Annotated in this window: 9 protein-coding genes; 6 read left to right on the top strand and 3 right to left on the bottom strand. The window is 61.4% G+C overall.

The genetic code is table 11. The features are described 5' to 3' along the window. Positions 1–1,567 (bottom strand): glycoside hydrolase family 65 protein (locus tag OUZ52_RS12430; protein WP_484489064.1); only part of this gene is annotated, 1,567 nt, incomplete at its 3' end. Between the two features lie 393 nt (positions 1,568–1,960). On the opposite strand from OUZ52_RS12430, the gene OUZ52_RS12425 reads away from it, so the two are divergent. Continuing rightward, positions 1,961–2,920: a LacI family DNA-binding transcriptional regulator gene (locus tag OUZ52_RS12425; RefSeq protein ID WP_266158712.1), complete on the top strand. Its 960-nt coding sequence runs from the start codon at positions 1,961–1,963 to the stop codon at positions 2,918–2,920. A gap of 226 nt (positions 2,921–3,146) precedes the next feature. On the opposite strand, the gene OUZ52_RS12420 is transcribed toward OUZ52_RS12425, so the two are convergent. Next, positions 3,147–4,775 carry a sensor histidine kinase gene (locus OUZ52_RS12420; protein ID WP_266158710.1) on the bottom strand — a complete coding sequence of 543 codons (1,629 nt, stop codon included), beginning with the start codon at positions 4,773–4,775 and terminating at the stop codon, positions 3,147–3,149. A 385-nt stretch (positions 4,776–5,160) separates the two neighbouring features. Between OUZ52_RS12420 and sucC the strand changes: the two genes are divergently transcribed. The 5 genes from sucC (at position 5,161) to OUZ52_RS12395 (ending at position 11,053) form a co-directional block, all read left to right on the top strand. Further along, complete coding sequence (gene sucC, locus OUZ52_RS12415) at positions 5,161–6,324, top strand: ADP-forming succinate--CoA ligase subunit beta (protein WP_266158709.1); 1,164 nt, start codon at positions 5,161–5,163, stop codon at positions 6,322–6,324. Between the two features lie 11 nt (positions 6,325–6,335). Then, positions 6,336–7,208 carry a succinate--CoA ligase subunit alpha gene (gene sucD / locus OUZ52_RS12410; protein WP_266158708.1) on the top strand — a complete coding sequence of 291 codons (873 nt, stop codon included), beginning with the start codon at positions 6,336–6,338 and terminating at the stop codon, positions 7,206–7,208. 244 nt (positions 7,209–7,452) lie between these two features. After that, a complete protein-coding gene (locus OUZ52_RS12405) occupies positions 7,453–8,520 on the top strand; it encodes an LLM class flavin-dependent oxidoreductase (protein WP_266158707.1) in 1,068 nt (355 codons plus the stop codon). 20 nt (positions 8,521–8,540) lie between these two features. After that, on the top strand, positions 8,541–9,239 hold the full coding sequence (arsH, locus tag OUZ52_RS12400) for an arsenical resistance protein ArsH (protein WP_266158706.1): 699 nt from the start codon (positions 8,541–8,543) through the stop codon (positions 9,237–9,239). A 188-nt stretch (positions 9,240–9,427) separates the two neighbouring features. Beyond that, positions 9,428–11,053 carry an NAD+ synthase gene (locus tag OUZ52_RS12395; RefSeq protein WP_266158705.1) on the top strand — a complete coding sequence of 542 codons (1,626 nt, stop codon included), beginning with the start codon at positions 9,428–9,430 and terminating at the stop codon, positions 11,051–11,053. Positions 11,054–11,192: 139 nt separating this feature from the next. Here the strand turns inward: OUZ52_RS12395 and OUZ52_RS12390 are convergent, their stop codons facing one another. Continuing rightward, entirely contained in the window at positions 11,193–12,032 is an 840-nt protein-coding gene (locus OUZ52_RS12390; RefSeq protein ID WP_266158704.1) for an outer membrane protein assembly factor BamD, read from the bottom strand. Positions 12,033–12,073: the final 41 nt, after the last annotated feature.

The following is a 12,073-nucleotide window of genomic DNA, read 5'->3' as shown; positions in this document are numbered from 1 at the left end:
GTCGTTGAGCCATGCGATTGGTGTAGTGATTGTTGTCGACCAGCGCGGAGTATTCATCGGGGCCGGTCACCTCGTGGATACAGAAGGCGTTGCCGCGTCGCGGATTGAAATGGCCTATGTCGAGCCAGATGCGCGCGGTTTCGAACAGCATTTCGGCGCCGTACTCACGCATGAAATCATGATCGCCGCTGGCATCGACGTACAGGCGTATCGCCCAGGCCACGTCGGCATTGATGTGGTACTGCGCCGAGCCGCCGGGAAAGTAGGCCGAGCATTCGTCGCCACTGATGGTGCGCCACGCATACAGTGCGCCGCGCGGATGATTCAGTTCGCGTGCATGGCGGCGGGATCGATCCAGTGTGCGGTAGCGGTAGAGCAACATGCCGTGCGCCAGCTCCGGCGCTACGTTGACCAGCGCCGGCAACATGAAAGCTTCGGCGTCCCAGAAATAATGCCCTTCATAGCCTTCGCCGGTGAGTCCCTTCGCGGCTGCGCTGCTATGACCATCGCGGCCGCTGGACTGAAAGACATGGAACAGATTGAAGCGCAGCGCCTGCTCGGTCAGCGGGTCGCCATCGATGGCCAGGTCGGCGTCTTGCCAGAGCGCATCCAATCTCTGCGCTTGTTGCTGGAGCAGGGCGCCATAGCCATGTTCGGCGGCATGTTGCAGGTTGCTTTGCGCCGAGCTGAGTAGATCGCTGGTGTCGCGCGTGTCGTTGGGCTGAGTCCAGGCGTAGGCGACATATTTCTCCAGCGTGATGCTTTGCCCTGGGGCGAGGCTGCCTCGATAGCTTTGCGTGACGCCGTCGGCGTCGAGCCGGGCCTCGCGAAAGCTCAGCTCCGTCTGCGACCACGCATGGTGTTGCGCGCACAACACGCGGATGCCGCTATGGGTGGTTTGCTGTTGCAGCCACGCCTGGGTTTCTTCGGCGCGGGCCTCGCGAGTCACCAGTCCGCCATCGATACGCGTGCCAATGCGTGGGTCCAGCCCTTGCTCGGCGGCGGCATGGCTGGTGCTGATGGAGGATTCGAAGGTAATCGGGCCGGTGTAGTCGATCGAGCGCACTTGATAGCGGATCGCCAGCAAGCCCGGCTCGCTCAGACTGACGATGCGTTCGGCAATGATCTCCAGCGTGGCGCCGGCGGCTGAGCGCCAACGCAGGGTTCGGCAGTAGCGGCCGTTGCGCAGATCCAGTGCGCGCTCGAAATCCAGCCACTCGCCTTCACTTAATCGCACCGGCGTATGGCCCAGGCGCAGTTGAATCCGGGTGGCGTCTGCGACCGGGACACGGGTATCGGTATGGCTGGCAAAGCCGGGAAAGCGCTCGTGGTATTCGATTGGCGTGCGCTCCCAGGCCCCGGCAAGAAAGCTCGCCTGGCTGGGGCTATCGCCTTCTTCCAGTCCACCACGTACGCCCAGCGCACCGTTGGCCAGCGCAAACAGGCTTTCGTCTTGGGCGAATCCGGCCGGATCAATGCCGTCACGGGTCAGTCGCCAAGGATTGATCGGTTTGCCGCTATGCGTTGCCGCAGGGCTGACTGACTCAGTTTTTTGATGATCCGACATGCGCTTCCAGCGGTCCTCGTGGGTTTGGGTGGCGAGCTTGGCAGCAAATGATATCGGTATCAAGATACCGATATCATTTGCTGCAACGCAGTAATAACATGCACTTGCACGTGGCTTTTGGTTTTCGCCCATGGCTGCTGGGGTGGTGCCATCGGGTTTGGCCGCGCCGACGCGACGCTTCCTGCAAGAGGGGCCGTCAGGTGCCGTCCCGTATGGGGCTTATGTTTGGTTGGACGCTTCACGTCCAAATCGACACACTGCGTGTCGCCGCGGCGAGTCAATTCTTCGCGGCGTGATGTCCTGCCAACAGTCCGAGGCCAAGTCTTGAGTCGCAGTCAAAAAACGTCACCATCTAAGCGACGCGCGCGCGATGTGTCATCAGCAAGCCTGACCATGGCTGACCTGGCCGATCTTGCTGGGGTCTCGAAAATCACCATCTCGCGGGCACTCAGCGATAGCCCGTTGGTGAATCAAGCCACTCGCGAACGGTTGCAGACGCTGGCACGCGAGCATGGCTACAAGCTCAATCTCAACGCGCGCAACTTGCGCCTGCGCCATAGCTATATGGTCGCGGTGATCGTGGAGATGAAGCCAAGCCACGACCGCACCATGCTCGATCCGTATCCGTTGATGCTGCTGGGCGGTATTTCACAAGAGCTGACAGCGGCGGGCTACAGCGTGCTGTTGACCACTCGGCAAGGCGCCACAGCAGCGGCGGTGCAGGCGGCCGACGGCTTGATTTTGCTGGGTCAAGGTGTGCATCAGGATGCGGTGCGCCGCTTTGACAAACTGGGTCTGCCGATGGTGGTGTGGGGTGCCCAGGCCGATCATGACAACCATGTCGTCGTCGGCAGCGATAACCGCGCGGGTGGCGAGGCGGTGGCTGAGCATTTCATCCGGCAGGGTCGACGTAACCCAGTGTTTATCGGTAATCCCGGGCACCCGGAGATTTTCGAGCGGCTGCACGGTTTTGTCGACGCGCTAGCCTTGCATGGGGTTAAGCCGTTACTGATTCGCCGCGATGAATTCACCCTGGCCTCCGGCATGGACGCGATCGATTCCTTGACCGGGCGTAAGGTCCCTGTCGATGCCGTATTCGCCTGCAGCGACTTATTGGCGATGGGCGCGATACGTGCATTGAACGCGCTAGGCCGCAACGTGCCCGAGGATGTCGCGGTGGTCGGCTACGACGACATGCCACTGGCCGCGAGCTTTCTGCCACCGCTGAGCTCGGTACGCCAAGACTGGCAGGCCGGCGGCAGCCAGCTCGCGCGTAAAGTGCTGGAGCTGATCCAGGGCAAGGACGTAGGGTCGGAGATATTGCCGGTAGAGCTGATCGTGCGGGGAACGTGAGTTTTAGGGCGGGGAACGGGGGATGGGGAACGGGGAACGTGAAGTTCGAGGGGTGATTGCCGCGCTGGGTTCTTTTCGATCTTTTTTGATCTTTCTTTGCTTTAGCTCTTGCTTTTCCGCTCCTGCTTTTAGGCTTTTCCCCGTTCCCCGTTCCCCGTTCCCCGTTCCCCGTTCCCCGTTCCCCGTTCCCCGTTCCCCGTTCCCCGTTCCCCGTTCCCCGTTCCCGTCAGCCCGCTTCGTCCGCGCCCTTGCCCCGATACGCCGGCGTCAGAATCAGCCGGAAACAACTGCCGCCGCCGGCGACGCGGACGTATTCCAGCGAGCCCTGGTTCGCTTCGCTCATCTGCCGAGCCAGATACAGGCCAAGGCCGGTGCCGTATTCGTGGGTGGTATAGAACGGTTCGAAGATTTGCGCGGCGACCTTGGGCGCGATGCCGGGGCCGCGGTCGATCACTTCGATAATGGGTACGTTGTGCTCGCCATGCCGTGCAACCACCATGACGCGGGCCGGCTCACCGGGCAGGCGGCCGTAGCGCAGTGCGTTCTGCACCAGGTTCCACAGCACCTGCTGCAATTGCTGTGGGTCGGCCACGGCGGTCACTGGTTGTTCGCTGGCGATAACCCGCAGCGAGTCGATGCCCAGGTCGTTGCCTTGCCGGTATTCCTCGGCAAAACCATGTGCCCAGCGGCCGAGATCCAAGGTCTCCGGGCGGGAACGTTCGCGCCGCGAGAGCTGCAGGATGTTTTCGATGATGTCGTTGAGGCGCACGCAGTGGTTATTGATGATTTCCACCATGCGCTGATCGGTCATGCCGAGGTCGTTGGATTCGGCGAGCAGCTGTGCGGAATAACGGATGGCCGCCAGTGGATTGCGGATTTCATGCGCAATCGAGGCCGATAGCCGGCCCAGCGAGCTCAGCGTCAGTTCCTCGGCGCGGCGCGAGACCAGCGAGGTGTCGTCGAGAAAAATCAACACGTGCGAGTCGTCGTTGGGCGCCAGGCGCGCGAAGCGCGGCACGACCTCGGGCACGCCGTCAGCCAGCTGGGTCGAGGTTTCGTCCAGCTTGCCCGAGGTGATCCAGTGATACAGGCGGCGCGACAATTCCGGCGCCAGTTGGCCGAGGTCACGTTGATCGGCGGAGGGGTTGCCCAGCAGCATCCACGCCGACTCGTTGATTTGATGGATGCGGTTGGCGTCATCAACCAGTAACACGCCGGTCTTCATGCGCCGAATGATCAGCTCGTTGACCTGCGACAAATTGGCCAGGTCGATGCTGCGCTGTTCAGCCAGCGCCTCGGTGGCGCGCAATTGCCGGTTCAAGACATGGCAGAGCAGGGTGCTGGCGAAATAGGCCAGGCCAAACAGGCCCGATTCCAGCAACTCCCGATCGATGTCTGCTCGCGGCAGCTCCAGCGCCGAGTGACCGAGCATGCCCAGGGTGGCGAGGGCGGCAAAAAACAACGACAGCCGCAGTGGCAGAATCAAGGCGCCCGCACTCAGGCTTACCACCAGCATCATCGAGATGCCGATACGCGCATCGTGTATCGCGGTGACGGTCAACACCGCCGCGGCGATATCGAGCGCCAGGGTGACCGAGACCATCAGCTTGCTGCGCGACGCCGCGCGGCGGGTAAAGGCCAGGGCCAGCACCGTAAGCAGCAGGTAGGCCGAGGCAACCCCATGGGCCAGGCCGACATTATTGAGTCGAGGCCATTCCGCGGTCGGGATGAAGGCAAGCCCGATGTAGATCAGTGCCTGCACCAGCCGGAAATAGTTCAGGAAAAACAGCTCGTGACGCACCGGTTCGATGATCGACGGGGCGCTGACAAAGGCGGGCGGATCGGCGTTAGGCACCTGGCTCGGCACTCATGGGTCTTAAGGGACGCAGAGTATAGGAAGGGCCAAGGGTCGCGGAAACGGACGCCTTGAAGTCTGTCGCAGTTCCGTCGGTTTGGCGGCTATCTCGTTCTTTTCTATAGAACTCAGGGCCGATAAGGCCACGGCCAGGCGGCATGGTGACGGCCGCCGATTCGCGCTTTGCGCTTTCACAGCCCTTTCAATCGGCACCCGCTTCCGCGAAAATGCCGGGCCGTGCTGCGCGGTTTTAGTTATGCAGGTTCATGACTGAAACAACGCATTGCACTGTCGGCAGCGCGTTGTTTCGCCGTCCGCTCCCCCTTAGCCCACGCCGCTTGCATCCGCGTGCGGTCGATAGTTTCCCCGTTCGCTGAGGTATCGAATGAATTTCCACGAGTACCAGGCCAAAGAGCTGTTCGCGCAGTACGGTATTGCCGTGCCGCCGGGCAAGGTCGCCAACTCTCCCGACGCCGCCGTCGATGCCGCCAAGCATTTGGGCGGTTCGCAATGGATGGTCAAGGCACAGATCCACGCAGGTGGCCGCGGTAAGGCCGGCGGCGTCAAGTTCTGCCGCAGCCTTGACGATGTCCGTGCCGCTGCCAAAGGCATGCTCGGCACCAACATGGAAACCTACCAGTCTGCCGGCCGCGCCTTGCCGGTGAACTTGGTGCTGGTCACCGACGCCACCAACATCGCCAAAGAGCTGTATTTGTCGATCCTGGTGGACCGCGACACCAAGGCCATCTCGTTCATCGCCTCCAAGCACGGCGGCGTGGATATTGAGCAGGTTGCCAAAGACACCCCGGAAGACATCCACACGGTGGTGATCGATTTCGTCGAAGGCCTGCAGCCGTACCAGTGCCGTCAGCTCGGTTTCGCGATGGATCTCAATGCCAAGCAGGTCGGTCAGCTGACCAAGATCATGCTGGGCCTGTACAAGCTGTTCAACGAGCAGGATCTGGCCCTGGTCGAGCTGAACCCGCTGGCGATTCTCGAAGACGGCAACCTCGCCGCGCTCGACGGCAAGGTCAACTCCGACGACAACGCTGAATTCCGTCATCCGAACCTGGCCGCCATGCGCGACCTGAGCCAGGAAGACGCCGCCGAAGCCGCGGCCGTCACGCACAACCTCAACTACGTCACGATGGACGGCACCATCGGCTGCATGGTCAACGGCGCCGGTCTGGCCATGGCCACCATGGACGTGATCAAGCTGGCAGGCGGCGAGCCGGCCAACTTCCTCGACGTGGGCGGCGGTGCGACCAAAGAGCGCGTCACCGAGGCGTTCAAGCTGATTCTCTCCTCCGACAAGGTGAAGGCCATCCTGGTCAACATCTTCGGCGGCATCGTGCGTTGCGACCTGATTGCCGAAGGCATCATCGCAGCGGTGAAAGAAGTGGGTCTGAAGATCCCCGTGGTGGTGCGTCTGCAGGGCACCAATGTCGAGAAGGGCCGCGAACTGCTGGCCAACTCCGGCCTGGCGATTACGCCGGCTGATGATCTCAACGACGCGGCGCAGAAAGCCGTGGCTGCGGCCAAGGCCTGAGGAGCAATCGAATGAGCGTTTTGGTCAATAAGAACACCAAGGTGATCGTGCAGGGATTCACCGGCCAGCAGGGCACCTTCCACGCCGAACAGGCACTCGATTACGGCACCAAGGTCGTCGGTGGCGTGACCCCGGGCAAGGGCGGTAGCGAGCACATCGGCTTGCCGGTCTTCAATAGCGTGTCCGAAGCGGTCGATGAGACGGGCGCCGATGCGTCGGTGATTTTCGTGCCGCCGCCGTTCGCCGCCGACTCGATCCTCGAGGCGATCGATGCCGGCATCCGCGTCATCGTGGCGATCACCGAAGGCATTCCGGTGCTCGACATGCTGCGCGTGAAAAACGTGCTGCAGCAGCATCCGGAAACCGTGCTGATCGGTCCGAATTGCCCGGGCATCATCACCCCAGGCGAGTGCAAGATCGGCATCATGCCGGGTCACATCCACAAGCCGGGTAAGGTCGGTATCGTGTCGCGTTCGGGCACGCTGACCTATGAAGCTGTGTTCCAGACCACCAACGAAGGCCTGGGCCAGTCCACCTGCATCGGTATCGGTGGTGACCCGATCAACGGCCTGAGCTTCATCGACTGCCTCAAGCTGTTCCAGGACGATCCGCAGACCGAAGGCATCATCATGGTCGGCGAAATCGGTGGCAGCGCCGAGGAAGACGCCGCTGAGTTCATCAGCGAATACGTCAAGAAGCCGGTGGTCTCGTTCATCGCCGGTGCTTCGGCTCCTCCGGGCAAGCGCATGGGTCATGCCGGCGCGATCATCTCCGGCGGTAAGGGCACCGCGGCAGCAAAGTTTGCCGCGCTGGAAAAAGCTGGCGTCACCACGGTGAAGTCGCCTGCCGATCTGGGCAAGACACTCGCCAAGTTGATGAAGTAATCGAGCCAAAAATAAATCCACCTGAAGTCGTTCACGGCGAAGTAAATCATCGCTTTGTAGTGATCGCTGTTGGATCTAATCGAAGGGGCCGCCATTTGCGGCCCCTTCTTTTTGCGCCTGCTCGAAAGGGTTTGCGCTGCTGATCGCGCGATCAGTCGCCTTCACGTTTCTATGTAAATCGCCACGCTAGATTCCGGCGGCAAAGTTTGCTTCGACGCTCCCTTTTGTCACCTAGGATCTGCTCATGCAATTTGGCATTTTCATGACCATGCCTTCGCCGGTTCCCAAGCCTGCGGCTGAGATCTATGCACGTGGAATCGAAATCGCCCAGACGGCAGACGACCTGGGTTTCAGTCATTTGTGGCTGGCCGAGCATCACTTCACCAACTACGCGTACATCTCGCGTCCGTTGATGCTGTTGTCGCATATCGCCGCAAAGACAAAGCAGATTCGCCTGGGGCCGGCCATCATCCCGGTGCCCTTGCATCATCCGCTCATCGTCGCCGAAGAGCTGGCGATGATCGACGTACTCAGCGGCGGCCGCGTCGAGGTGGGCCTCGGCAAAGGCTATCAGCAATATCAGTACGATCGCTTTGGCATGGTCAAGGGCGGTGACGTCGAGCGCTACAACGAGGCGATCGACGTCATCAAGCTGGCTATGCACCAGCCCACGTTCGAATATCAGGGCGAGGTTTTTCATATTCCCTCGACCCGGCTGTATCCACAGCCGTTACAGCCGCGCGCGCCGTTCTGGCTGGTCGTCAATTCGACCGTGCGCGAATCGGTCGAGCATGCCGTGACCCAGGGCATGAATCTGTTTACCGGCGTGCTGGAGCCGATCTCCAAGCTCACCGATGTGCGCAAGAACTACCCCGATCTCGCCCCGCAATTGGCCCATTTGCGCGTCGGTACCCAGCGACTGGTCTACGTAGCCGAAAACGAGGCCGATGCGTTGGCCGCGGTGGAACATGCGCGCTGGAACGGCCGCGCATCCATTGGCCTGCGTCATGACTTTGCCAGTGTTGCCGATGGCGTCGTGGCCGCCACACCGCTGCCCAACGAATTGTCGACCGACATCCTGCTCGATGATTATCTGGTCATCGGTACGGCCGACCAATGTATTCGGCAGATCGAGCGCATCCGCAGCGGCTTGGGCTGCGACTACTTCAGTGCCAGCTTCTGGTTTGGCTCGATGCCGCAGGGCAAGGTGCTGGCCTCGATGCGCCGTTTTGCCGAGCAGGTCATACCCGCATTTACCGTGAAACAGCCTGCGCATCGGCAGCCGCTTGACGCCTACGCCAGCGCACTCTAGTCAGCGAGATCGTCGCGCTCATGAGCTTTCATGACTTGCCCAACGTCGCTGTGCGAGCCGTCGATCGGCCCGATCGATACAAGCTCGGACTATCGACGGGGGCTAGTCATCCGCCGCGTATCCTGATTTTGTACGGTTCATTACGGCACCAGTCGTACAGTCGGAAACTGGCGTTAGAGGTGGAGCGGGTGTTGCGTTGTCTGGGCGCGCAGACACGTTTGTTCGATCCCCATGACTTGCCCTTGCTGGACAGTGTCGGTGCCGATCATCCCAAGGTGCGGCAATTGGGTGATTGGTCGCAGTGGTCAGAAGGGCAAGTGTGGATCAGCCCGGAGAGTCATGGCGCCGTCACCGGGGTGTTCAAAAATCAGATCGACTGGTTGCCGCAAGAGGCCGGCCGCGCACGTTCCACGCAAGGCCGCGCGCTTGCGGTGATGCAGGTCTGCGGCGGCGCGCAATCATTCAATGTGGTCAATGCGCTGCGTTTGTTGGGGCGCTGGATGCACATGATCGCCATCCCCAGTCAGGTGTCGGTCGCCAAGGCATGGCAAGAGTTTGATGACGATGGCCGGATGAAGCCGTCCGAGCTGTATGACCGGGTGGTGGATGTGGTGGAAGAGTTGATCAAGTTCACGCTATTGCTACGCGGTCGCAACGACTATCTGATCAACCGGTACAGCGAGCGCAAAGAGGCCTCCTTGGCGATGGATCTGAGCTGAGGGTTTCGGCGACCACCATCGCGCCCTAACAGTGTGCCTGCCGCGAGGCCAGCGCCGGGTGGGGCGCTTATTCATGCAGGGCCATGGCGAGTGCCGTGGCAGCAGTCGTCGCGAGTCGATCGTGCCATCTTGTCTATGGCGCGATGCACTACCATTTAGGCCCGGTCGACCCACTACAAGAACGAACGATGGCTGTCTTACGTCTGGCGCTGGCTCAATACGATTTCGCGGTGGGCGCTGTTGCCGCCAATGCGAACAAGGTTCGCGAACTGATTACCCAGGCGCGGGCGGGTGGGGCGGCGCTGGTGGCCTTCCCCGAGCTCACTTTGAGCGGCTACCCGCCGGAAGATTTATTGCTACGGCCCAGTTTTCTGGCGGCCTGCGATAGCGAGTTGAACTCCCTGGCGGCCGAGACCAACGGCGTTGCCGCCCTGGTGGGGCACCCGCATAGCGAGGGCGAGGTCTACAACGCGGCCAGCTTGCTGCGTCATGGGCGCATCGAGCTGACCGCGCACAAGCAGGCGCTGCCCAATTACGGCGTGTTCGATGACAAACGTTACTTTCGCCCCGGCCATGCCAGTGCAGTCGCGATCATCGAGGGGGTCTGCGTCGGTTTGTTGGTCTGCGAGGACATCTGGGAAGCCGAGCCCGCGGCGGCCGCGGCAGCCGCAGGCGCCGAGCTGATCGTCGTCATCAATGCCTCGCCCTGGGACGACGGCAAGCAGGCCGGGCGCGAAGCCGTGCTGACCCAACGAGCACAAGAAACCGGTTGTGCCATTGCCTATCTCAACCTGGTTGGCGGCCAAGACGACGTGGTCTATGACGGCGGCTCGCTGCTGGTCAATGGCGATGGCAGCATCGCCGCCCGCGCGCCGACCTTTACCGACCTGTTGCTGTGGGCGAATTTCGACCCGGCAAGCCGCCGTTTGCACGCCGAAGACTGGCCGCAGTTAACCGATACCTGCGCCGAGGCCATCCTCTATGCTGCCCTGGTGCGTGGCATTCGCGATTACATCAACAAGAACGGTTTTGCTGGCGTGTTGCTGGGCCTGTCTGGCGGTATCGATTCGGCGCTGACCTTGGCGCTTGCGGTCGATGCGCTCGGCCCCAATCGGGTCACTGCGGTGATGATGCCTTCGCGCTACACCTCGCAGCTCTCCTTGGATGGTGCGCGTGAGCAGGCCGAGCATCTGGGCGTCGACTACCACGTTATCTCGATCGAACAGACGTATCAGTCTTTCATCGATGCGCTTAGCCCGGCCTTTGCCGGCAAGCCGGCCGATACCACGGAAGAGAATCTGCAATCGCGCACCCGTGGCGTGATGTTGATGGCGCTCAGCAACAAGCATGGCCGGCTGTTGTTGGCCACCGGCAACAAAAGCGAGATGGCGGTGGGCTATGCCACCTTGTACGGCGACATGTGCGGCGCCTATGCGCCATTGAAAGATGTCTACAAGACCGTGGTCTACAAGCTTTCGCGCTGGCGCAATGAAACCGGTCTCGCTGGTGGCTGGGTGATTCCACCTGCGGTGATCGAACGGCCGCCCTCGGCGGAGCTGCGCGACAACCAGACCGACCAGGATTCTTTGCCGCCGTACGACGAGCTCGATGCCATCCTGGCCCGCTTTATCGAGGCCGAACAGTCGCAGGCGGAGATCGCCGCGCAGGGCTTCCAGGCCGAGACCGTACGCCGGGTCGTGCGGCTGGTCTTGCTGAACGAGTTCAAGCGGCGCCAGTCCGCGCCTGGCCCACGGGTAACCACGCGGGCTTTCGGCCGCGAGCGGCGTTACCCGATTACCTCGGGCTGGAAGTAGCCAGGCCCCGGCGCACTGGCGCGAAAGGCAGTTAGGCATGAAAAAGGCCGGCGAGTGATCGCCGGCCTTTTCGTTTCGATGAACCGTGTTTTCAGGCCTCGGGCAGATTCAAGCCGAGGCCCTCCAGACCGCCTGCGGCTTAGTGATGCCCGGAGAACGGGATCAGCTTGCGCAGGGTGGACGGATGGTGCGGCCACTTGTCGTCGGTCAGGTACGGGTGATTCGGGTAGTTCAGGGCCAGCACCTGGCGGGTCTGGTCGGCCAGGGGCTTCTGGTTCAACGCGATATAGCTGCGGGTCAGAATGGCCAGCGCGTCGCCGCTCTGCGGAGCCTGCTGATAGTGTTCGATCACGTACTGCGCGCGGTTGGCCGAGGCCACGTAAGCCTTGTTGCGCAGATAGAACTCAGCCACGTTGATTTCGAACTGGGCCAACAGGTTACGCAGGTAAATCATGCGCTGGCGGGCATCCGCCGCATAGGCGCTGTCCGGGTAGCGGCGGGTCAACTCGGAGAAGTCGTCAAAGGCCTGCAGGTTGAAGCCCTGGTCGCGCCGCGTTTGCGCCTCGTTTCGCTGTACGAAACGCTCGATCACGCCGCCGGTGCGGTCGAAATTAATCAGGCCGCGCAAGTAATAGGCATAATCAGCGTGTTTGTGGGTCGGAAAGGTCTTGAGGAAGCGGTTGATCGTCGAGTAGGCGTCATCCGGCTGGTTGTCCTTGTACTGCGAATAAGCCAGATCAAGCTGGGCCTGTTCGTTGTAGTCACCGGAAGGGAAACGAGCAATCAAGCGCTGGTAGGCCTTGGTTGCCGCCGCGTAGTCGGAGTTTTCCAAAGAGTCGTGCGCGTTGTTGTACAGCTTGTCTACCGGCATGGTGTCGACGGTATCGCGCTTGTGGCGGAACATCGAGCAGGCACTCAGTGACACGGCGATTGCGAGCACAATGAGCACTTTAAGAATCGACAGCTTAGTTACGCGCATGAGAAAGGGTTCAGATGTTTGATCGAAAAGGGATGATAGCC

This window comes from Dyella silvatica, assembly GCF_026283955.1.
Classification (GTDB): domain Bacteria; phylum Pseudomonadota; class Gammaproteobacteria; order Xanthomonadales; family Rhodanobacteraceae; genus Dyella_C; species Dyella_C silvatica.
Note: the sequence above shows the minus strand (reverse complement) of the source record. Positions and strands in the feature narration are given on the sequence as shown.

Excerpts from the sequence above, each read along its gene's own strand:
- OUZ52_RS12390 (WP_266158704.1), bottom strand. The coding sequence starts at position 12,032 with ATGCGCGTAACTAAGCTGTCGATTCTTAAAGTGCTCATTGTGCTCGCA.
- sucD (WP_266158708.1), top strand. The coding sequence starts at position 6,336 with ATGAGCGTTTTGGTCAATAAGAACACCAAGGTGATCGTGCAGGGATTC.
- OUZ52_RS12425 (WP_266158712.1), top strand. The coding sequence starts at position 1,961 with ATGGCTGACCTGGCCGATCTTGCTGGGGTCTCGAAAATCACCATCTCG.
- arsH (WP_266158706.1), top strand. The coding sequence starts at position 8,541 with ATGAGCTTTCATGACTTGCCCAACGTCGCTGTGCGAGCCGTCGATCGG.
- sucC (WP_266158709.1), top strand. The coding sequence starts at position 5,161 with ATGAATTTCCACGAGTACCAGGCCAAAGAGCTGTTCGCGCAGTACGGT.
- OUZ52_RS12405 (WP_266158707.1), top strand. The coding sequence starts at position 7,453 with ATGCAATTTGGCATTTTCATGACCATGCCTTCGCCGGTTCCCAAGCCT.
- OUZ52_RS12395 (WP_266158705.1), top strand. The coding sequence starts at position 9,428 with ATGGCTGTCTTACGTCTGGCGCTGGCTCAATACGATTTCGCGGTGGGC.